This is a genomic window from Acinetobacter sp. YH12039 (assembly GCF_013420015.1).
Taxonomy (GTDB): Bacteria; Pseudomonadota; Gammaproteobacteria; order Pseudomonadales; family Moraxellaceae; genus Acinetobacter; species Acinetobacter amyesii.
In genome coordinates this window covers 1-20,223 of sequence record NZ_VOZA01000022.1, presented here as the reverse complement: position 1 = coordinate 20,223, position 20,223 = coordinate 1, and the positions used below count along the sequence as shown (strand labels likewise).

The following is a 20,223-nucleotide window of genomic DNA, read 5'->3' as shown; positions in this document are numbered from 1 at the left end:
TTTCTACTGTCATCTTGCGCGATTGTGTGCAAATAGACACGACGCTGATTACAAAGTTGCTTTAAAGTGTTTAGCCAGTCGACGTAAATGTTCGAGTAAACCTTCAACCACTAAAATATCGCCTGTTTGTAAAATCAGGTTCGGATCTAAACTATATTGAAGCTGGGTGCCACGTTTATGCAAAATCGCCTTCACTTCAGGGACATGACCCATTATTTGATTTAGACGCGTGCCTTGTTGTGATTCTTTAATTTCAACTTTCACCAAATAATGATCATCTTCGAGCACCATGTAGCGACTCACCATCGGATAACTCAGTGACTGGGCAACACGGACGCCCATATCTTCTTCAGGATGGATGATTTTGCTGATGCCTAAATGGGTTAAAATCATGTGATGCGCTTTGGACTTGGCTTTGGCCCAAATTTTGTTGATCCCCATGTTTTTAAGATGGAGCACACATAAGATGCTGGCTTCAATATCTTCACCAATTGCGACTACGACTGCTTCACAATTTTGAATATTGAGTTCTTGTAAAACGTGTTCATCTGTTGCATCAGCAATCACTGCATGGGTTAGTTGGTCCGAAATACTTTCAACAAACTTTTTGTTGCTATCGATTCCAATGACATCGTGTTTTAAACCCATGAGTTCAGTGGCTACAGTTGCGCCAAAACTTCCTAAGCCAATCACAGCGAATTGTGCCATGCCGTATTCCTAAATTATTCTAAAGTTATTGAATATGTTGATGTTAGCTTGTTCAGCCTAGAGCGGCTATGAAAATTTACATAATCCATCTAAACCGAAAAGCTCTAATTTTTAATTTCTTCAGTATTTTGATAGGCATAAAGTTCAGCAATATTGGGGCAATTATCCATAACTTGTTGGTATTTAAAAATTTCATAGCCTAGTTTATTTTTTAGAATATATTGAAATTGATGTTGATCTTCTTTAATGACATTAAGAGTGGCTTTACGAACAAGCTCGGAATTGTTCTTTAAACGGTTTAAGCCATCGCATGAAAATTCACGGATAATGGTTTGAACAGATTCGGGAGCGGTTTGATCACTTAGCTCATCAAAGCGAATATATACAATGTAATTTGGATATTGATTCAACATTTCAGCCTGCGCGGTATAGCCGTAAATATTTTCTAGATTTTGCGTACGTGACTGATTTGGAATTTGTTTCATACTTTGACGAATCTTATCTTCCTCTTGCTTAAGTTGATAAGCCGGATATACATAAAATATCCACCTAAACCCACAATAGCGATCATAAATAAGGCATAAAAATTCAATTTTAAATATCCATTTTGTTTTATTTTCAATGGATTATAGGGTATGGTTAAATTAACAACAATGACAGCGTTGATGAATTAAATTGATGAATTTATTTATTTTGATTCAGGAAATAGTTGATGCAAATAAAAAAGCTGGAACCTAGATCCCAGCTTTCATATAGACGTTTTATTTATTTCAAGAAACGTTGATAACCGAGGTTATTGGTAATCTCAACATATGGATAGGTAATATTTTCCAATGTTTCAATCAAGCCATCTGGGTTTTGTTTCGCATCCGTTGCTTCCATACCCACCAATACACGACCTTCAGCAGCACCGTGGTTACGGTAGTGGAATAGGGTGATGTTATGCGTTGGGCCTAGACGTTCTAAGAAAGTCAGTAATGCGCCCGGACGTTCGGGGAATTCCACGCGGAATAGGCGTTCATTTTCGATATCGGCATGACCGCCAATCAAATAACGGATATGCAGTTTAGCCACTTCATCATCGGAAAGATCGTCTACATCGTATTGGAATTTTAAGGTTTCAAAAATTTCCTGACGTTCTTTCTCACCATTTTTGAGACTAATACCCACAAAGACTTGAGCGGCACTTGAGTTGCTTGCACGGTAGTTAAATTCAGTGATATTACGGCCTTGTAGTGCACGGCAGAATTTAAGGAATGAACCTTTTTCTTCTGGAATGGTTACAGCAAAGATCGCTTCTTTACGTTCACCTAGTTCAGTACGTTCTGCAATGTAGCGCAGACGGTCAAAGTTCATATTGGCGCCGCATACAATCGACACCATATTTTTGCCTTCTAAACCATGCTCAGCTACATACTTCTTGATGCCTGCAAGCGCCATTGCACCTGAGGGTTCTACAATGCTACGGCATTCATCAAAAGTATCTTTAATCGCTGCACAGATTTCATCTGTATTCACCAAAATAACGTCACGCTCAACAATTGGGCCTGAGTTATCTGATTTTTGTAGCTGAATCACTTCAAATGGTTTATCACCAATCTGTGCAACCGCTGTACCATCGGCAAATAGACCGACAGATGGAAGAATGACACGTTCATTGGCTTCAAAGGCTGCTTTTAAACATGCAGATTCGTCATATTCAACTGGAATAACTTTAACATGCGGTGCTACATCACCTAAGTAAGCGGCTACACCGGCAATAAGACCACCACCGCCTACAGCAACGAATACATAGTCGACATCACGCCATTGACGCAAAATTTCATTGGCAATGGTGCCTTGACCGGCCATAACGAGTTCGTCGTCATAAGGTGGAATAAAGGTCATCCCTTCATCTTTTGCACATTGGATTGCATATTTATTGGCTACGTCAAAAGAATCGCCATGCAGAACCACTTCACCGCCTAAGCGTTTAACCGCTTGTACTTTAATGTCTGGTGTGGTTTTAGGCATAACAATAATGGCGCGAATACCTAACTTTTTACCAGATAACGCCACGCCTTGAGCATGGTTACCTGCAGAAGCAGTAATAACGCCACGTTCCAACTGAGATTTCGGTAATTGACTAATACGGTTGTAGGCACCGCGTAGTTTGAAAGAAAAGACAGGTTGTAAATCTTCGCGTTTAAAGCGAATGTTATTGTTTAGTTTTTCACTAATTCGTGGCGCTGCTTCGAGTGGGGTTTCGATTGCAACGTCATAGACCGTTGCCTGTAATATTTGTCGAACCAAACGAGACAGCATGTTAATTTTCCATCTAACAGTTTAAAATAGGCGTTCATTGTAACAAACACCCGTACATTTGGGCTGTAAAATCAGCAACAAATGTCAAAAAATAGTTGAGCCAAGTTATGAGTCTGTATGCTACCCAAGATGAAAAGAAACAAGCTGCCGCAAAAGCTGCGTTAAAGCATTTGCCAAAGGGCGGTATTTTGGGTGTTGGTACAGGAAGTACTGTGAACTTCCTCATCGAATTATTGCCAGAGCTTCAACTTGAAGCTGCTGTTGCAAGTTCTGAAGCAACTGCACAACGTTTGAAAAAATTAGGCATTGAAGTGGTTGATATGAACCACGTTGGCGGTTTAGATGCCTATGTGGATGGCGCGGATGAAATCAACCGTCATATGCACATGATTAAAGGTGGCGGCGCTGCGTTGACTCGTGAAAAAATCGTGGCGTCTATTGCGAAAAAATTCGTTTGTATCGTAGATGATTCTAAATGGGTTGATCAGTTGGCACGTGAATTTCCGCTTCCTGTAGAAGTGATTCCAATGGCACGTTCTGCTGTTGCGCGTAAAATTGTCTCTTTAGGCGGCGACCCTGTGTACCGTGAAGGCGTAGTAACAGATAACGGTAATGTAATTTTAGACGTACACAACTTAAATATCCTAAATGCATTGGAACTTGAAAAGACTTTGAATGACATTCCAGGTGTAGTGTGTAACGGTATCTTTGCATTAAACAAAGCGGATATTGCTGTTGTTGCAACTGATAACGGTATTGAAGAGCGTACTGCGGTTTAATCTATAGAAAATTTAAATGTAAATAGAGTTTCGATTTATATTTAAATTTCTAATGGAAGTTCCCTCTCCTTTGAGGAGAGGGTTAGGGAGAGGTCAATTTAAATGTCCCCCTCATCCTAACCTTCTCCCAGAGGGAGAAGGAACCCCCAATATACTTTTTGAAAACTGCTTAAAATTCAATTTATGCATTGTTTAAAAGCTTTTAATAAAAAAATAAATGACACTAAACCTTCCTGAAATTCAAATCACTCGGAAATTACGTGCCACACGCCTAAGACTCCGTGTAGAACCAACTCAAATCAAATTAACGGTTCCGCAGTTTTGTACTCAGCGCCAAGTTCAAGATTTTTTGAAACAATCAGAACAATGGATGATTGAGACATGGCAGAAGCAGCAGGAAAAAGCAGGGCTGCAGGATCGAAGTCTGCCAATAAAATTAAAGTTATTTAATTTAGAACAACCGTTAATGGTTGTTTATCAAACGCAAAAACATTCATTTATCTTGGATGACGAAAGCCATCAACTATTCATCAGTGATCGACAGCCTGAGCAATATTTAAAAAGTTTTGTGATTGCTTATGCCAAAGAGTATTTACCAATTTATTTAAAGCAAGTGAGCAGTGAAACAGGCTTGAAATATGGTGATTGCTCAATTCGTCAGCCCAAAACGCGCTGGGGAAGCTGTTCAGCGCGCCATGATATTATGCTGAATAGCGCATTGGTGCTGTTTCCAGAGCAAGTTGTACGATATGTGGCTGTACATGAGTTAGCGCATACCAAGCACTTTGACCATAGCCCAAACTTTTGGGCTGAAGTGCAAAAGCATGATATAAATTTTCAGCAGCATCGAAAAATACTAAAAATGACGGCAATGCCTTGGTGGTGGGTGCTCTGAATTAAAGGCACTAAGTTGTAAACACTAAAGCATTTCTTAATATATTATTTCAATTAAATCAAATCCTTCTTGGTATGTAGGCGGTTCTAATGCGTAATAAACATTGGTTAATGCCATCAGATCGACTATTTCATCTGAAGGGCGTTGAGCGTTTCTTTTTATGCATACTTCGAGCGGGATTTGAAACCATACAGCAACGCATTTTTTACCCAATTATTTAGCTTGCTCAATTATCGGTAGACGTTCAGATTGCTTTACTAAAATAGCATCAAAAATAATATTTTCAGGTTCGCGGGATATTTGGTTTTTGGCCCAAGTTGATTTCCCAGCCCCTTGGCATCCGATCAATATATAAATGATTTTAACCTTTGGGTTAGTTTTTAATTCATGCTTAAAAGCGTCAAAACAGCATTGTCATGCTGGAATATTTCTTTCTTTAGTGAAGACACGACCTTGAGCTGTGGATAGGTAATGATCAGGATTTATATGCATGATCTGACTTAATAGGATTCAGAAGATAAGCTAACATTATAAAGTGAAGCTTTATATGTCAAAACAGTTCAGAAAACCGTAACTTCCTGTCATACTACGCAGTCATCAAATGGATACTTTGAATAGAGGTAATGAGCGTGATTTCAGTAGGTATTGTCGGCGGTACAGGTTACACAGGTGTTGAATTACTGCGTATTTTACTGCGACACCCAAATGCGGAAGTGAAAGTTTTAACTTCGCGTACTGAAAATGGCCGCCGTGTGGATGATATGTTCCCAAGTTTGCGTGGACATACAGACCTTTGCTATTCAGATCTAAATATTGAAGAACTAAAACACTGTGACGTTGTATTCTTTGCGACGCCGCACGGTGTTGCAATGAAACACGCAGAAGAGTTAGTTGCTGCAAATACTAAAGTGATTGACCTTGCTGCTGATTTCCGTTTGCAAGACTTAGCTCAATTTGAAAAATGGTATGGCCTAGACCATGCATGTCCAGAGCTATTAAAAGATTCAGTTTATGGTTTGTCTGAATTAAACCGTGAAAAAATTCAAAAGGCTTCAGTGGTTGGTAACCCAGGTTGTTACCCAACAACTGTTCAGCTCGGTTTAGCGCCAGTATTAAAAGCTGAAGGATTAGTGAAACCTGAAAGCATTATTATTGATGCAAAATCAGGTGTGTCTGGTGCAGGTCGTAAAGCCAGCCTAGGTATGATCTATTCTGAAAATGCAGATAACTTTAAAGCTTATGGTGTAGCGGGTCACCGTCATCATCCTGAAATTGTAGAAGCCTTAGAAAATATTTCAGGTCAAAAAGGTGTGTTTAACGAAATTTTATTCATACCGCATTTAGTACCGATGATTCGTGGCATGCTCAGCACAATCTACATTGATTTGACTGACGCAGGTGCTTCTGCGGATTTACAAAGCATATATGAACAGTTCTATGCCAATGAGCAGTTTGTAGATGTGATGCCTGCAGGTAGCTCACCTGAAACACGTACTGTGCGTGGTGCGAACCAATTACGTATTGCGATTTGCAAACCTCAACCGAAAAAATTAGTGATTTTGGTGGCTCAAGACAACTTGGTGAAAGGTGCTGCAGGTCAAGCCGTACAAAATATGAACTTGATGTTTAGTTTTGCTGAAAATGCAGGACTTCAAGGCATTGGTTTATTACCATAAGAAACGATTTAAAACTTCACACACATTTAAAACTGGATTTAAATGTGTGCCTTGAGTGAACTAAAAATAAGAGATGACGATGTCGAATACAGAATCTAATTTCAAGTCAGAACCTGAAAACAGTGAAAAAACGCCTTTTATGAAGACGAATATGCCACTGGCGATTGGTGCAGTTGTACTTGCATTGAGCAGCGGTTTGCTCGGATATAGTATCGGTCATCGTCAGGGCTTAACTGTGGTCGGTTATGATGCAGATGCAGAGCAACTTGTTGATGTGGTGCAAAAGCAAAAAACTGAATTAGCAGGCCTGAATAAAAGTTTAAATGCGGCAATTCAAGAGCGTGATGTCGCTGTAAGTAATTCAAATGATTTATATTTGGCTGTTAAAAAAGCACGTGATGATCAAGAATTAACCGGTAATTTGGGTGTTTTGTATCGTGAAGTATTGCGCCAACGTGGTGGTATGCCGCTTGCAGTACAACATTTAGCGATTAAACCGTTACCTGAAAATGCGTATGAATACCAACTTGATCTCGTTCAAGTAAGTCCGTCAAAAAGTAATGTGTCTGGAAGTGTTGAGCTGCGTTTAATTAAGGGTACAGAAGTACTTGTAGTGCCTTTAGAAGACAAAAACTTTAACTTTAGCGAAAGTGAGCGACTCACTGGACGTTGGACCATGCCAAAAGGCTTTAGTCCAGACTTTATTGAAGTGCGTTTAAGCGGTTCTAAACCCGTTATTCGCCGTTTTAGCTGGTCGAAAGGTCAGCCTGTTGAAAATCAATCTGCCTTCCTTTCAGAAATTCCTCAAACTGAAGCAAGTGCAAACTAAGTGTGAAACCTAAATCCTATGCGAACCAATAAGCGTCAAACGTGTTTATCTGACATTAAAAATTCATTTTACCAATCTGGTTTAGTGGACTGGCATCTAAACCCGACTCTCAGCCAAGGTATGCAGGATGATGGTGATTCAGACATTCAAGTATTGACTGCGCCACCTGAGTTAAAGCGTCCTCCTATGTATGCTGTCGTTTTAATGAACGATGATTACACTCCAATGGACTTTGTAATTGAAATTTTACAACAATACTTTGCTTTGAATCTTGACCAAGCCACTCAAGTAATGCTAACTGTACATTATGAAGGAAAGGGTGTTGCAGGGGTTTATCCGCGAGACATCGCAGAGACTAAAGCAAATCAGGTCAATAATTACGCTCGGTCGCAAAGTCATCCATTACTTTGTCAGATTGAGCCAAAAGATTAATAAGGGGATTACATGCTCAGTCGTCAATTAGAAGTATCACTACGTTTGGCTGTCAGCATGGCTCGTCAAAAGAGACATGAATTTTTGACGGTAGAACATTTATTATTGGCTTTACTGGATAATGATTCCGCTGTTAATGCATTGAAAGCATGTGGCGCAGACATTATTGTGCTTCGCAAAGAACTTGAAGAATACGTAGAACAACATACCCCTAAGCTTGGCGAAAACAGCGATCAAGCACCACATCCTACAGAAAGTTTTGATCGCATTTTACAACGTGCAATTTTCCATGTGCAATCGAGTGGTAATGACCGCACTGTAGAAGGTGCAGACATTTTAGTTGCGATGTATTCAGAGCGTGATTCATTTGCGGTGTATTTACTTAAACGCCATCAAATCAACCGTTTGACATTAACGCAGTATTTGTCTCATGGCACACGTAAAGACGAAGTCCAAGCCGAAGAAGAAATCGAAGAGCTCGATGGTGAAAACACCACGTCTTCAAATTCTGGCCCATTAGAGCTATATACGACCAATCTGAATGTTGAAGCTCAAAAAGGCAAAACAGATCCACTGATTGGTCGTGAAAAAGAGATTGAACGTACAGCTCAAATTCTATGCCGTCGCCGTAAAAATAACCCACTTTTGGTGGGTGATCCGGGTGTAGGTAAAACTTCGATTGCTGAAGGTTTGGCTTGGCTCATTGTAAATGGCAAAGCTCCTAAACCGCTTGAAAATGCAGAAGTATTTAGTTTAGACATTGGTGCTTTAGTTGCAGGAACTAAATACCGTGGTGATTTTGAAAAGCGTTTAAAACAACTGCTAAATGCATTGAAGAAAAAGCCCGAAGCTATTTTATTTATTGATGAAATTCATATGATCATCGGTGCAGGCTCAAGTATGGGCAGCACGATGGATGCATCGAACCTCATCAAACCAGCTTTGGCGAATGGTACTTTACGTTGTATCGGTTCAACGACTTTCCAAGAATATCGTCAAGTTTTTGAAAAAGATCATGCATTATCTCGTCGTTTCCAAAAAATTGATGTCAATGAACCATCTATTTCAGAAACGATTGATATTCTGCGTGGCTTAAAAGGCAAATTTGAAGAATTCCATCATGTGAAATACGAAGATCAAGCGTTGGTTTCTGCGGTAGAACTATCTGCGAAATTTATCAATGATCGTTTCTTGCCTGATAAAGCCATTGATGTGATTGATGAGGCGGGTGCACAGCGTCGTTTAAAAGCTGAGCAAGATGATACAGTCATTTCAGTTGAAAACATTGAAGATATCGTTTCGAAAATTGCGCGTATTCCACCGAAAACTGTCTCTACAGATGACAAGAGCGTTCTTGAAAATCTAGAGCGTGATCTGAAACGTGTGGTGTTTGGTCAAGATGAAGCGATTGAAGCGCTTGCATCTGCGATTAAATTATCTCGTGCAGGTCTAAAAGCGCCAGATAAGCCAGTGGGTAATTTTGTATTTGCTGGTCCTACAGGCGTGGGTAAAACTGAAGTCACTAAGCAATTGGCAAAATTGTTAGGCGTTGAACTTGTGCGTTTCGATATGTCTGAATACATGGAACGTCATGCCGTATCTCGTTTAATTGGTGCGCCTCCGGGTTATGTAGGTTTTGATCAAGGAGGTTTGTTGACCGACGCGATTCATAAAAATCCGCATTGCGTACTTTTACTAGACGAAATTGAGAAAGCGCATCCAGATGTCTTTAATTTGTTACTTCAAATTATGGATCATGGTTCATTAACGGACAACAATGGTCGTAAATCTGACTTTCGTAACGTCGTGTTAGTACTGACTACGAATATTGGTGCAGAATCAATTTCACGAGTGAGCATTGGTTTCATGGACCAAGACAACAGTAATGACAACCAAGACGCGATGAAAAAAGCCTTCTCTCCAGAGTTCCGTAACCGTTTAGATGGTGTAATTCAATTTAAAGCATTGCCAACAACGGTCATTGAAAGTGTGGTTGATAAGTTCTTAACAGAGCTTCAGGCACAGTTAGATGACAAGAAAGTGGTTCTTGAAGTCGATCAAGATGCACGCGAATGGATGGCCGAGCAAGGATACGATCGCTTGATGGGCGCTCGTCCAATGCAGCGTTTAATCCAAGAGCATTTGAAAAAACCGCTTGCTGAAATGATTTTGTTTGGTGAGCTTGCGGAACATGGCGGCAATGTTGCTGTTTCAGTGAAGAAAGAAAATGGCAAAGCAGTGGGCTTAAAACTCGAAGTGTTTGAAGACCAAACCGCTGAACCTGCTTAATCAATTTAATTAACAAAAACCCGTGCTTGCACGGGTTTTTTATATTTATTCAACGCTAGATTTGGATTTCTCAATGATGGACGTATCATTAACAAAAGTGCTGACCACTTTCGGTTTATTTGCACTAACAGCATTGATGGAAATTTTAGGCTGTTACTTCCCATATTTGATTTTAAATCAGCAAAAATCGCAGTGGTTATGGATTCCAACAGCCCTTGCATTGGCTGCATTTGTTTGGTTATTGACTTTGCATCCAGCAGCTTCGGGTCGCATTTATGCAGCCTATGGCGGAATCTACATTTTCTCTGCATTACTGTGGTTGCGTTTTGTCGATCACGTAACTCTAACACGTTGGGATATGCTAGGTGGTGTCATTGTATTGGTAGGTGCAGCTGTGATTGCATTACAGCCTCAAGGTTTAATTCGTTAAGTTTAATATTGCAGAAGTTAAACCAGGAGCTGTAAGAAATCAGATTTTTATTTAAATTTACATTCAGCGTTGTGGATTTTTATTTCGTATTTCTGTTGAGGTGAAGATAAATCCATTTCCAATACATATGGATTTACACGTTGAAATTGATGCTCAAATAGCAATTCACAATTTTGTAGAGAATTCTTTTTGATCAGTTGTTTGACTTGCTGTTGACCCACTGATTCTGCAAATTGTGTAAAGTCAGGTGTGGTGATAATTCCTTCGATTTCTATTTTATCTGCTGAAACTTCCATTTTTTCCATCAACACATTTTGGTCAACTTGATAAGGAAGAGTACGAGAGTCCTCGTCACTAATGGCAGCCAGTATTTCGTTTAAAGCTGTTTTATTTTTAATTTTAAAATTGCTATCTAAAATCTGATTTTTCACCAAGTATTGATCTAATTCACTTGGTTCACCAGCAAAGCTAAAAGTAGATAAGCTCAATCCAAGAGCCAATAAGCAAATATTTTTTAAACGCATAATCTTAATCACTTATAAAAGTTATGGTTTATTAAAGCATGCAAAAACAAAAAAAGCACCCGAAGGTGCTTTTTTATCTAAGTAAAACCTTAGTCTTTTTTAAGATTTTCGTTAATTAAAAATTCAACAAGTGCTTTTTGTGCATGTAAGCGATTTTCAGCTTCATCCCAAACCACTGCATTTTTGTGGTCAAGCATATTTTCAGAAATTTCTTCGCCACGATGCGCAGGCAAGCAGTGCATAAATAAGCAGTCAGCGTGAGCAAGATCCATCAGGCGTTCATTCACTTGATAATCTGCAAACGCTTTTTCACGAATTTTTTGTTCTTCTTCTTGGCCCATACTTGCCCAAACATCTGTCACGATTAAATCTGCATTAACTGCAGCATCTTCTGCAGAATCAACAAGTTCAACACAGTGTGCAAATTCAGATAAAAATTCTGCTTTAGGTTCATAGCCCTTAGGTGCAGCGATTTTTAATTTAAAGCCCCACATATGAGCCGCTTCAATATATGAGTTACACATATTGTTGCCATCACCAATCCAAGCAACAGTTTTACCTTCAATAGAACCACGGTGTTCAACGAATGTTTGAACATCGGCAAGTAATTGGCAAGGGTGGTGATCATCTGTTAATGCATTGATGACAGGAACTTTTGAATAAGAAGCAAAACGTTCAACAATGTCATGACCAAAAGTACGAATCATCACAATATCAAGCATGCTTGAAATCACGCGTGCAGAATCTTCTACTGGCTCGCCACGACCTAATTGAGAGTCGCGAGATGAAAGGAAAATTGCACTACCACCAAATTGGCTCATTCCTGCTTCAAACGATACACGTGTACGGGTGCTCGATTTCTCAAAAATCATGCCCATGACTTTACCAACGAAAGGTTGGAAAACTTCATTGTTATGCTGTTTGCGCTTGAGTTCGATACCGCGCTGTACAATTTGGTTAAGTTCTAAAGTCGATAAATCGCGTAAAGTTAGAAAGTGACGTAGAGCCATTGTTACTCCACAATAATTGCTGAATCAAAGAACAAAACAACAATTAGTTGTTGGTTGGTTAGAGAAAAAGGAATCGATTAATATACTATAAGAGAGGTAAATTGCAAAAAATCTAGCGCTTTTGGTGACCGTCTAGGAAACGATCGACGCAATAACTGATGTAATTGATGGTTTCTTGATCATTTTCATCAATGCTGATGCCCATGAGAACGCGCCATTCTAAATTACGCAAAATTCCAAAATAAAACTGAGCCGAAAACAACGGGTTTTCACAATACAGCAAACCGTGTTGATGCGCTTGATTTAAAATTTCTGCAACGGTGTTCTGAATTTGTTTTGGGCCTTGCTCATGAATATAACGTGCTATTTCAGGATTACGTCCTGTTTGTTCTAAGACTAACCGCATAAATGCCGCATTTTCAGGCATCACGATATGCTGATGAAAGTCACTTAAAGTATTGATGAGATAAGCACGAATATCGGTGTCAGGGCTCACCGTAAATGGTAGGCAAATATCTTTGAAAAATAAGCAGCGACGATAGTCACAAATGGCCTTAAATAATCCGTCTTTATTACCAAAATATTTATAGATTGACGCTTTTGAACCACCTGCATGATTCACGATGTCATCTAATGAAACTGCATCAAAACCACGTTTTAAAAAAAGCTCCGTAGCACTTTCTAAAAGCGCAACACATCGTTCATGTCCGCGCCGCGTTTGTGGCTGGTCATGCGTTAGAGGTTCAATGTGTATTAAATCTTGCATAAAGTGATAATTTTTAACAAAAAAAGAGCTGATTTGACGATAATTATAGCAAAAAAATTAGTACTTTTCTGCTTTGCTTATAAATTAGAGATCTTTGACTAAAGAATAACAACAGATAGGTGATAAGTGAAATATTTGACTAAAGTTTTAGAGTTAATATTCTACAAAGCCATAGAGTTGGAAAAAAATATGGATATACTCAAACTTCGAAAATTAAAGTAAATGCCGTGGAAAGGAATATGACACAACAAACGTCTGCAGGCTTAAGATTTAGACAAGCATTGGAAATCGAAAAACCATTACAAATCATTGGCACAGTAAATGCCTATGCAGCAATGATGGCAAAAGAAGTTGGCTATAAAGCCATATATTTATCTGGTGCAGGTGTTGCGAACTATTCATATGGTTTACCTGACTTAGGCATGACCAGTTTAGACAATGTTTTGGAAGATGTTCGTCGTATTACTGAACGTGTAGATACGCCATTACTCGTCGATATCGATACAGGTTGGGGCGGTGCATTTAATATTGCCCGTACTGTGAAACAAATGATTGCTGCGGGTGCAGCAGCAGTTCACATCGAAGACCAAGTGGCACAAAAACGCTGCGGACACCGTCCGAACAAAGAAATCGTGTCACAACAAGAAATGGTTGACCGTATTAAAGCGGCAGTCGATGCAAAAACCGATTCAAACTTTGTGGTGATGGCACGTACAGATGCATTACAAAAAGAAGGTTTGCAAGCAGTGATCGACCGTGCATGTGCCTGTGTAGAAGCGGGTGCAGATGCGATCTTTGCTGAAGCGATGACTGACATCACCATGTACAAAACAGTCTGCGACGCTGTTGGTGTACCTGTACTGGCAAACATTACAGAGTTTGGTGATACCCCTTACTACACCAAAGAAGAACTAGGCGAGCAAGGCATTTCAATGGTGCTTTATCCATTGTCTCCGACACGTGCAATGCAAAAAGCGGCACTCGAAGTGATGCATGCAATCCGCAATGACGGTACACAAGTCAATGTACTGGATAAAATGCAACAACGAAAAGAACTTTATGAGTTCCTTGACTATCACACATTTGAAAATACATTAGATAAATTATTCACCGAAGGAAAATAAAAATGGCTGAAGGAAAAGTACTCACGGGCGCAGGACTGCGCGGACAAGTAGCGGGTAAAACTGCACTTTCAACTGTAGGCAAAAGTGGTGCGGGCTTAACCTATCGTGGTTATGACGTTCAAGACTTGGCAGAAAACTGTCAGTTTGAAGAAGTCGCGTACCTGATTTTCTTTGGTGAATTGCCAACAACAGAACAACTAGCAGCATACAAAGCCAAACTCAAATCATTGCGTCAATTGCCGCAAGCATTGAAAGAAGTATTAGAACGTATTCCTGCTGACTCACACCCAATGGACGTGATGCGTACAGGCGTTTCAATGTTAGGTAACCTTGAAACTGAAAAATCATTCGATGAACAACAAGATGTTGCAGATCGTATTTTGGCAACGCTTCCTGCGATCATTTGCTACTGGTACCGTTTCAGCCATGACGGCGTACGTGTAGAAGAAAATACCGATGATGATTCAATTGGCGCTCAATTCTTGCATTTACTTCGTGGTGAAAAACCAAATGAATTGCATGAGCAAGTGATGAACGTATCACTGATTTTGTATGCAGAGCATGAGTTTAACGCATCTACATTCACAGCGCGTGTATGTGCATCAACATTGTCAGATATGCATTCATGCATCACAGGTGCAATTGGTTCACTACGTGGCCCATTACATGGCGGTGCGAACGAAGCTGCGATGGAAATGATTGAAAACTGGACGTCTCCAGAAGAAGCTGAACGTGAAATGCTCGGCAAACTTGAGCGTAAAGAAAAGATCATGGGCTTTGGTCATGCGATCTATAAAGACAATGATCCACGTAATGGCATCATCAAAATTTGGTCTGAACGCCTAGCGAAAGACGTTGGCGATACGGTACTTTATCCAGTATCAGTACGCTGTGAAGAAGTGATGTGGCGTGAGAAGAAACTGTTCTGTAATGCAGATTTCTTCCATGCATCTGCTTATCACTTCATGGATATTGCAACGAAATTGTTTACGCCAATTTTTGTAATGTCACGTGTAACAGGCTGGGCTGCACATGTAATGGAGCAGCGTGCGGACAATCGTATTATTCGCCCAAGTGCGGACTATACAGGCCCTGAACTGCGTAAAGTGGTGCCGATTGCAGAGCGTTCTGCGGCATAATTTTAAAGTGAAATAAAAAAGCCTCAAAAGAGGCTTTTTTATTATTTGTTAATTGAGTTAACAATCTATTTGGTTAATAAAACAGGATCTTCGACGCTATATCCCGTTTCAAATGGAATCCCTAGATATTTAACAGTCACTAAATAAAAAGGCTTTTGCACTACACGATAAGTTTTAGAGATTTTTAAACCTTCTTTATACGTCTCAGCCTTTTGTATGGCGCTTTTATACTGCGAATTTTTAATACGATATTGATAGGTCCATTTATCAATGGTTTCATTCGGGTCATACCAAGATTTTGCAGTGCCATTCATGGTCGTTAATAACTGTATTCGGGCATTATTGTTATTTACTGGTGTTAGTTTGGCTAAACGCTTTTTAATTTTCGCGATTTCTTTATCAAACTGGGCACTGTCTTGGTCGTAATCAATCCGTTTTGTCTTAGGATTAATATATAAAGACTTCACTGTAATTAATTGCGTCGGTTTTTGGCTATTTAATTGATAATAATATAATTGTGGTAAACGACCACGACCATCTTCAAAATGACGCATTAAATAGATTTTTTGGTCTTTTTTATCAAAACCTAAAACCTCAATGGTTTGAGGGCCGCCTACCGTCGCGAAAGCAGAGCAGGACAGTAGGGTGCTAATTGCGAATGCATTGAAATGACGTAGCTGCATTTTCTTGTCCTGATAAGTAAATTCCTCAATACAGTATGCGATGCAAAATGATATTTAAATATGAAGATTATGTATGTTTTATTCTGCATTTAAGATGTCTAATACACTGTGAGCAACATTTTCAGTTAACTGATCTAGGCGTTCTAAAGCCGTACCTAAAATAAAATAATGATAATTATAGATACGACGGTCATGTAAGATTGAAATATAAAATGTACCTTCGGGTTTTTCTACGGTTGCACTGCCACCAGGTTTGAGTAATCCAGTGCAGGCCACCACAAAGTCTGCATGTAAAAATAGTTGTTGTCCTTGCTCAGCCATCGCTTGAGTCACTTCTGCGGATTCGGCCGTAAATTTTTCTATTAGTAGAGGATCTACTTTTAAAATTTCACGCTTGATTGATGGATCATAGCTCACTAGTCCACCTAATAAGATATCTGCACCACTATTCTTATAAATTGAAAATTGACTACATAAATAACCAGAGCTTGCACTCTCGATAAACGCGATAGTCATGGATTTTTGTTCTAAAGCATCGCAACACTGTTTAAGCATGTGCTTACCCCAAAGTAGAATGGTGAATGATCATTAGTATTCTTAAAATTTTAGCATTGATTTCGCTCGCCTGTAATTTCACTAAAAGTCTAAGTTGGTACTGTGTGTTGTGGAATTCACGAAAATAGCGTGATTGTTTAGAAGCTGTACGAAAATATGAAATAAAGGTTTCTTCGGAAGGAAAACGATGTTAAAACTTAAAATAAAGAGCGTAACAAAAGTAGGTTTATTTCAATGAAAACGACTGTTAAATATGTAGTATTAAAAAGCCTAGACTATCAATTGGGCACGCCACTTTTTCAAGAAGAATTAGACGCAGATAGCCTGTATTTTGATCAAATTCCGGCTGTAATTCAGTATCAAAATCATCAATTCAAAGTGAAAAGCAAAGAGTTAAAGCGTGTTTATTTGGCGGAAGAAAATGAAGACATGCAAACCATTATTGTGAAAGTACTTGCCGTTTAATTTCGATCAATTTGTAGTATTAATAATACAGTTCTCATTGAGTTGGGAACTGTATTTTTGTATTTGCCTGATTCAAACTTTAGATAAGTCTAGATTTAAAGGAGATATGTATTTTTAATGGAGCATGTAAATAATTTTGTGTAATTGCTTTTCATCAATTTAAAGGTGATTGCTTAAGCGGTCACCGAATTCAATAATAAAGCGGCTCATGGCTAAACGCCAGTCGCGAATCGGCATATTCCACTTTTTAGATGCTGCATCAATGGCCAGGTAAATCACTTTACGTACAGAATCATCCGTTGGAAAGACTTTACGTTTTTTGATCGCTTGGCGTATTACGCTGTTTAATGACTCGATTGCGTTGGTAGTGTAGATGGCTTTGCGTATCTCGGCTGGATAAGCAAAGAAGGTATTCAGATTCTCCCAATGCGTACGCCAGCTTTTGCTGATCTGTGGGTACTTGTCATCCCATGTTTGGGCAAATTGATCTAGGGCCATCAAGGCTGCCTCTTCAGTGGGTGATTGATAAACGGCTTTTAAATCCTGAGTGACCACCTTGTAATCTTTCCATGACACGTATTTCAAGCTGTTGCGTAGCATGTGGATAATGCACAGCTGGATGTGGGTTTGCGGGTATACGCTGTTAATGGCATCAGGAAAGCCTTTTAGTCCTGAGAAGCGCTGCTTCGCAAGGCAGGCGATCAGAATATCCTGCAACCCTCGGTTTTTCAGCTCAGTCAGAACATTTAGTCAGAACTTGGCAACTTCATTCTCAGCCATCCACATGCTGAGCAGTTCTTTGTGTCCATCAAGATTAATGCCTAAGGCAAGGAATACAGCCTTGTTGATGACACTGCCATTATGACGGACTTTAACTACAATACAGTCCATATAAACGATGGGGTAGATTGCATCCAGCGGACGGTTTTGCCATTCAGCAACCTGCTCATTGACGGCATCAGTCACCTTGGAAATGAGCGTTGGAGATACATCGGCATCGTACATTTCCTTGAAGGTAGCAACGATTTCACGGGTGGTCATACCTTTGGCATAAAGGGATAGAATCTGGTTATCCATTTGCGTGATACGGGTCTGATTTTCTTAATCAACTGAGGTTCGAAAGTACCATAACGATCACCTGGTGTGGTGATCTCAATCTCCCCATCATCGCTAAGTACAGTCTTACTAGAATAACCATTGCGTGAATTTGAGCCAGATTTACGGGCATTTTTTTCATGTCCGAGATGTTCGGTAAGTCCGGCATTGAGAGCCGTTTCAACAGTGAGTTTAGTCAACAATCGGGTGAATTGGTTTAGATCGTCTTCTGTTTTGATTCCTTTAGCAAATTCTGCTGCAAGGTCTTTTAGTTTTTGTTCGTTCATCATATTGCCTGACTCCGTTGTGAATATGAAGGTAGCAAATTCAGGCAATTACACAATTTAAATTACAGTCTCTTTTAGACCACTTGATCGTGTCGTCTTCGCTATTCGACTAACAGCTATTTAATCCCCCAGATATTATTTAACCCGAATCGCGGATAAGAAATAAACTTGACAATAAGAAGACTAGAGCCATCAGTTGAGTTACCACACAAAACTCACAACTCTAGTCCTAATGTTCAATAGTACCGAATTATTCTGCGTAATTGATGATTTCTTTCTTAAATTTGAAGCAACTTATTGGAACTTTCTCAAACAAAATAGCCATTCTTTAAGAATCAGACGTGCTCATCTGACGATCTCAGAAATCTGCTTTATTGCCATTTGGTATAAATGTTCTTATTTCAGCAATTTCAAAGCCTTTTTCACATGGTTAAAAGAAGATAAAAGACATTTGTTTAAAAGCTTACCATGTTACCATATGACAGACAAAGCACAGGCGAAACTAGACTTAGAAATTAGTATGAAGTGTTGTAATCCTAATGCCCCGAATATGCCTAGCTAACAAAAAAGTTAATTTATAAGTTATGAAATATAAATAAAATTGAGATAACATTAGGTATATATTAAAATATTTGATATAGTGTGTTTGATCGAATCCGTAAGCGGAACGGTAGTGTTTGAGTTGTTAACGGAATTGCGTATTCCCTCCATTCTGATGTTCAAGCATCAAATTCAAACAGTTAACGCATAGCATGAATTCGCATCATGCCGATCAAGGGAAGCCTGCAGCTATCCGTGGGTTTTCCTTAAATTCTATTTTTAAGATATTAATTTAATTTTTTTTATCTTTCTTAAATTTCATAGCTACTGTAAATATCATAAGTTTAAATTTTTCTTAAGTGAACAATCTCCAAAATTAAAGTTGGTTTTATTTTTAATACTATTCTGTTTACAAAAGCTCATTATATGAGTCAATAAATGAACATATCTAACGGCTGGACTACTGCTTCAGCAACTAACGGCGATGAAATTCGTGTGAATATTATTCCGTTAAAAAAAATTCAAAGCAATTTGAATGGTAAAACTTTAGTTGAAGTTGCTAAACAAGTTGTCCTAGAGTCAGGACAAAAGCTAACTTTAAATATTGATGGTAAATCTTTTTATACTGAACTAAATAAACTATATAAATTGTATTTTTAAACTCTCACTCTTAAACCTGAACAACTTAGAGCTAAAATTTTTTAATTAAATTATTTATAAATTAATTATTTATTTTCTTAATTTTTTCAAGAACTCTATATTAAATATTATTAAAGGAAATTATTATGTCAAATTTAACTACAGGCACTGTTAAGTGGTTTAACGATACTAAAGGCTTCGGTTTCATCGCGGCTGATAACGGCGAAGAAGTTTTTGCTCATTTTTCTCAAATCATTTCAGGTGGTTTCAAATCACTTGCTGAAGGTCAGCGTGTACAATTTAGCGTATCAAAAGGTCAACGTGGTTTCCAAGCGAGTGAAATCGTTGGGATTGATGGCTAATACATGGAAACTTTATTAAACAAAGTAATGTTAGATGTGGTTGATCAACATGGCGCTGTCTATACACTAGAAGCTATGTGCGAAAAGTCATCTGATGAGCCAAATAGTTTTGGGGATTGCGTCCGTTATCTAAATATAGATGATGAAATAATTAAGCCTAGCTTTGATATGCATTTCTACAGTGATAAAACTGGAAAAATATTTAAGTTATTTTAATTTTTACATGCATTTAAATTAACCTCCTCCGGGAGGTTTTTTATTGGGTGAAATATGGAGCCTGATGTATATAAAGCGCTAACCAAAAAGATACGTCCCAAAAAGAAACCACGCACCAGGCCTTTACCTAAAGCCAGTGAAAAAGAGGTGGTCCCACATGTTTGAACAACTAAAAGCTTATTTATAAGTGATACTCTGCTCTAGTTAAGCTACCTTATTTTGTTGTGGTAGCTGGTCATAGTAAAACTCATCTGGAGTCATTTTGTCCAGACTCGAATGAGGTCGTTTCAAATTATAAAATTCAAAATATGCGTTTAATTGCTTCTTCGCATCCAAAACATTGCTGTAGGCTTTGAGATACACCTCTTCATATTTAACGCTCCGCCATAATCGTTCAACCATCACATTATCAACCCATCGACCTTTACCATCCATACTGATTTGAATGCCATTTGATTTCAATACATCAATAAATG

At 38.8% G+C, this 20,223-nt stretch carries 22 protein-coding genes and 2 pseudogenes; 14 read left to right on the top strand and 10 right to left on the bottom strand.

Annotated elements, in window-relative coordinates; genetic code table 11:
* Positions 1–48: 48 nt before the first annotated feature.
* The 3 genes from FTT98_RS10490 to ilvA form a co-directional block, all read right to left on the bottom strand.
* Positions 49–708, bottom strand: a complete 660-nt coding sequence (locus FTT98_RS10490; protein ID WP_180065508.1) for a TrkA family potassium uptake protein — start codon at positions 706–708, stop codon at positions 49–51.
* Positions 709–812: 104 nt separating this feature from the next.
* Positions 813–1,193 carry a hypothetical protein gene (locus FTT98_RS10485; protein ID WP_180177360.1) on the bottom strand — a complete coding sequence of 127 codons (381 nt, stop codon included), beginning with the start codon at positions 1,191–1,193 and terminating at the stop codon, positions 813–815.
* Positions 1,194–1,473: 280 nt separating this feature from the next.
* Positions 1,474–3,012 (bottom strand): threonine ammonia-lyase, biosynthetic, encoded by a 1,539-nt coding sequence (gene ilvA / locus FTT98_RS10480; protein ID WP_180177359.1) that lies wholly within the window; start codon positions 3,010–3,012, stop codon positions 1,474–1,476.
* 107 nt (positions 3,013–3,119) lie between these two features.
* On the opposite strand from ilvA, the gene rpiA reads away from it, so the two are divergent.
* From rpiA to FTT98_RS10445, 7 genes are all read left to right on the top strand, one after another.
* On the top strand, positions 3,120–3,791 hold the full coding sequence (gene rpiA, locus FTT98_RS10475; protein WP_180090187.1) for a ribose-5-phosphate isomerase RpiA: 672 nt from the start codon (positions 3,120–3,122) through the stop codon (positions 3,789–3,791).
* A 217-nt stretch (positions 3,792–4,008) separates the two neighbouring features.
* Complete coding sequence (locus tag FTT98_RS10470) at positions 4,009–4,686, top strand: SprT family zinc-dependent metalloprotease (RefSeq protein WP_180177358.1); 678 nt, start codon at positions 4,009–4,011, stop codon at positions 4,684–4,686.
* Positions 4,687–5,309: 623 nt separating this feature from the next.
* Positions 5,310–6,362 carry an N-acetyl-gamma-glutamyl-phosphate reductase gene (gene argC / locus FTT98_RS10465; RefSeq protein ID WP_180177357.1) on the top strand — a complete coding sequence of 351 codons (1,053 nt, stop codon included), beginning with the start codon at positions 5,310–5,312 and terminating at the stop codon, positions 6,360–6,362.
* Between the two features lie 79 nt (positions 6,363–6,441).
* Positions 6,442–7,191 carry a hypothetical protein gene (locus FTT98_RS10460; protein WP_180023759.1) on the top strand — a complete coding sequence of 250 codons (750 nt, stop codon included), beginning with the start codon at positions 6,442–6,444 and terminating at the stop codon, positions 7,189–7,191.
* A gap of 18 nt (positions 7,192–7,209) precedes the next feature.
* Positions 7,210–7,623, top strand: coding sequence for an ATP-dependent Clp protease adapter ClpS (gene clpS, locus FTT98_RS10455; RefSeq protein WP_180051274.1), 414 nt, complete (start codon positions 7,210–7,212; stop codon positions 7,621–7,623).
* Between the two features lie 12 nt (positions 7,624–7,635).
* Positions 7,636–9,912 carry an ATP-dependent Clp protease ATP-binding subunit ClpA gene (gene clpA, locus FTT98_RS10450; protein WP_180177356.1) on the top strand — a complete coding sequence of 759 codons (2,277 nt, stop codon included), beginning with the start codon at positions 7,636–7,638 and terminating at the stop codon, positions 9,910–9,912.
* Between the two features lie 76 nt (positions 9,913–9,988).
* Positions 9,989–10,342 carry a YnfA family protein gene (locus FTT98_RS10445; protein ID WP_180177366.1) on the top strand — a complete coding sequence of 118 codons (354 nt, stop codon included), beginning with the start codon at positions 9,989–9,991 and terminating at the stop codon, positions 10,340–10,342.
* A 47-nt stretch (positions 10,343–10,389) separates the two neighbouring features.
* On the opposite strand, the gene FTT98_RS10440 is transcribed toward FTT98_RS10445, so the two are convergent.
* The 3 genes from FTT98_RS10440 to FTT98_RS10430 all read right to left on the bottom strand — a co-directional run bounded on the left by FTT98_RS10440 (position 10,390) and on the right by FTT98_RS10430 (position 12,642).
* Entirely contained in the window at positions 10,390–10,866 is a 477-nt protein-coding gene (locus FTT98_RS10440) for a hypothetical protein (protein WP_180163452.1), read from the bottom strand.
* Positions 10,867–10,955: 89 nt separating this feature from the next.
* Positions 10,956–11,876 carry an ornithine carbamoyltransferase gene (gene argF, locus FTT98_RS10435; RefSeq protein ID WP_078193464.1) on the bottom strand — a complete coding sequence of 307 codons (921 nt, stop codon included), beginning with the start codon at positions 11,874–11,876 and terminating at the stop codon, positions 10,956–10,958.
* A 112-nt stretch (positions 11,877–11,988) separates the two neighbouring features.
* Positions 11,989–12,642: a TetR/AcrR family transcriptional regulator gene (locus FTT98_RS10430; protein WP_180007806.1), complete on the bottom strand. Its 654-nt coding sequence runs from the start codon at positions 12,640–12,642 to the stop codon at positions 11,989–11,991.
* A gap of 239 nt (positions 12,643–12,881) precedes the next feature.
* Here FTT98_RS10430 and prpB point away from each other — a divergent pair, with 239 nt between their 5' ends.
* Both prpB and prpC read left to right on the top strand, forming a co-directional pair.
* Positions 12,882–13,766: a methylisocitrate lyase gene (prpB, locus tag FTT98_RS10425; RefSeq protein ID WP_180177355.1), complete on the top strand. Its 885-nt coding sequence runs from the start codon at positions 12,882–12,884 to the stop codon at positions 13,764–13,766.
* Positions 13,767–13,768: 2 nt separating this feature from the next.
* Positions 13,769–14,905: a 2-methylcitrate synthase gene (gene prpC, locus FTT98_RS10420; RefSeq protein ID WP_180005560.1), complete on the top strand. Its 1,137-nt coding sequence runs from the start codon at positions 13,769–13,771 to the stop codon at positions 14,903–14,905.
* Positions 14,906–14,970: 65 nt separating this feature from the next.
* Here the strand turns inward: prpC and FTT98_RS10415 are convergent, their stop codons facing one another.
* Both FTT98_RS10415 and FTT98_RS10410 read right to left on the bottom strand, forming a co-directional pair.
* A complete protein-coding gene (locus FTT98_RS10415) occupies positions 14,971–15,588 on the bottom strand; it encodes an aminotransferase (protein ID WP_180005559.1) in 618 nt (205 codons plus the stop codon).
* A gap of 78 nt (positions 15,589–15,666) precedes the next feature.
* Positions 15,667–16,143 (bottom strand): CinA family protein, encoded by a 477-nt coding sequence (locus FTT98_RS10410; RefSeq protein WP_180005558.1) that lies wholly within the window; start codon positions 16,141–16,143, stop codon positions 15,667–15,669.
* Positions 16,144–16,377: 234 nt separating this feature from the next.
* On the opposite strand from FTT98_RS10410, the gene FTT98_RS10405 reads away from it, so the two are divergent.
* A complete protein-coding gene (locus tag FTT98_RS10405) occupies positions 16,378–16,608 on the top strand; it encodes a hypothetical protein (protein ID WP_078190858.1) in 231 nt (76 codons plus the stop codon).
* A gap of 159 nt (positions 16,609–16,767) precedes the next feature.
* Here FTT98_RS10405 and FTT98_RS10400 read toward each other — a convergent pair.
* A pseudogene (locus FTT98_RS10400) lies at positions 16,768–17,990 on the bottom strand (IS256 family transposase).
* 232 nt (positions 17,991–18,222) lie between these two features.
* Here FTT98_RS10400 and FTT98_RS10395 point away from each other — a divergent pair.
* From FTT98_RS10395 to FTT98_RS10380, 4 genes and pseudogenes are all read left to right on the top strand, one after another.
* Positions 18,223–18,465: pseudogene (locus FTT98_RS10395) on the top strand (IS982 family transposase); the annotation flags it as partial.
* Between the two features lie 503 nt (positions 18,466–18,968).
* A complete protein-coding gene (locus tag FTT98_RS10390; RefSeq protein ID WP_067766975.1) occupies positions 18,969–19,190 on the top strand; it encodes a transposase in 222 nt (73 codons plus the stop codon).
* 125 nt (positions 19,191–19,315) lie between these two features.
* A complete protein-coding gene (locus tag FTT98_RS10385) occupies positions 19,316–19,531 on the top strand; it encodes a cold-shock protein (RefSeq protein WP_067766972.1) in 216 nt (71 codons plus the stop codon).
* A gap of 3 nt (positions 19,532–19,534) precedes the next feature.
* Positions 19,535–19,747, top strand: a complete 213-nt coding sequence (locus FTT98_RS10380; protein ID WP_078193454.1) for a hypothetical protein — start codon at positions 19,535–19,537, stop codon at positions 19,745–19,747.
* Positions 19,748–19,951: 204 nt separating this feature from the next.
* On the opposite strand, the gene FTT98_RS10375 is transcribed toward FTT98_RS10380, so the two are convergent.
* A partial coding sequence (locus FTT98_RS10375) for an integrase core domain-containing protein (protein WP_151830707.1) occupies positions 19,952–20,223 on the bottom strand: 272 nt, incomplete at its 5' end.

Excerpts from the sequence above, each read along its gene's own strand:
- FTT98_RS10405 (WP_078190858.1), top strand. The coding sequence starts at position 16,378 with ATGAAAACGACTGTTAAATATGTAGTATTAAAAAGCCTAGACTATCAA.
- FTT98_RS10485 (WP_180177360.1), bottom strand. The coding sequence starts at position 1,193 with ATGAAACAAATTCCAAATCAGTCACGTACGCAAAATCTAGAAAATATT.
- FTT98_RS10440 (WP_180163452.1), bottom strand. The coding sequence starts at position 10,866 with ATGCGTTTAAAAAATATTTGCTTATTGGCTCTTGGATTGAGCTTATCT.
- rpiA (WP_180090187.1), top strand. The coding sequence starts at position 3,120 with ATGAGTCTGTATGCTACCCAAGATGAAAAGAAACAAGCTGCCGCAAAA.
- argF (WP_078193464.1), bottom strand. The coding sequence starts at position 11,876 with ATGGCTCTACGTCACTTTCTAACTTTACGCGATTTATCGACTTTAGAA.
- clpA (WP_180177356.1), top strand. The coding sequence starts at position 7,636 with ATGCTCAGTCGTCAATTAGAAGTATCACTACGTTTGGCTGTCAGCATG.
- FTT98_RS10415 (WP_180005559.1), bottom strand. The coding sequence starts at position 15,588 with ATGCAGCTACGTCATTTCAATGCATTCGCAATTAGCACCCTACTGTCC.
- FTT98_RS10490 (WP_180065508.1), bottom strand. The coding sequence starts at position 708 with ATGGCACAATTCGCTGTGATTGGCTTAGGAAGTTTTGGCGCAACTGTA.
- clpS (WP_180051274.1), top strand. The coding sequence starts at position 7,210 with ATGCGAACCAATAAGCGTCAAACGTGTTTATCTGACATTAAAAATTCA.
- FTT98_RS10470 (WP_180177358.1), top strand. The coding sequence starts at position 4,009 with ATGACACTAAACCTTCCTGAAATTCAAATCACTCGGAAATTACGTGCC.
- FTT98_RS10445 (WP_180177366.1), top strand. The coding sequence starts at position 9,989 with ATGGACGTATCATTAACAAAAGTGCTGACCACTTTCGGTTTATTTGCA.
- FTT98_RS10390 (WP_067766975.1), top strand. The coding sequence starts at position 18,969 with ATGAACATATCTAACGGCTGGACTACTGCTTCAGCAACTAACGGCGAT.
- FTT98_RS10380 (WP_078193454.1), top strand. The coding sequence starts at position 19,535 with ATGGAAACTTTATTAAACAAAGTAATGTTAGATGTGGTTGATCAACAT.
- FTT98_RS10460 (WP_180023759.1), top strand. The coding sequence starts at position 6,442 with ATGTCGAATACAGAATCTAATTTCAAGTCAGAACCTGAAAACAGTGAA.
- FTT98_RS10410 (WP_180005558.1), bottom strand. The coding sequence starts at position 16,143 with ATGCTTAAACAGTGTTGCGATGCTTTAGAACAAAAATCCATGACTATC.
- prpC (WP_180005560.1), top strand. The coding sequence starts at position 13,769 with ATGGCTGAAGGAAAAGTACTCACGGGCGCAGGACTGCGCGGACAAGTA.
- FTT98_RS10430 (WP_180007806.1), bottom strand. The coding sequence starts at position 12,642 with ATGCAAGATTTAATACACATTGAACCTCTAACGCATGACCAGCCACAA.
- argC (WP_180177357.1), top strand. The coding sequence starts at position 5,310 with ATGAGCGTGATTTCAGTAGGTATTGTCGGCGGTACAGGTTACACAGGT.
- ilvA (WP_180177359.1), bottom strand. The coding sequence starts at position 3,012 with ATGCTGTCTCGTTTGGTTCGACAAATATTACAGGCAACGGTCTATGAC.
- prpB (WP_180177355.1), top strand. The coding sequence starts at position 12,882 with ATGACACAACAAACGTCTGCAGGCTTAAGATTTAGACAAGCATTGGAA.
- FTT98_RS10385 (WP_067766972.1), top strand. The coding sequence starts at position 19,316 with ATGTCAAATTTAACTACAGGCACTGTTAAGTGGTTTAACGATACTAAA.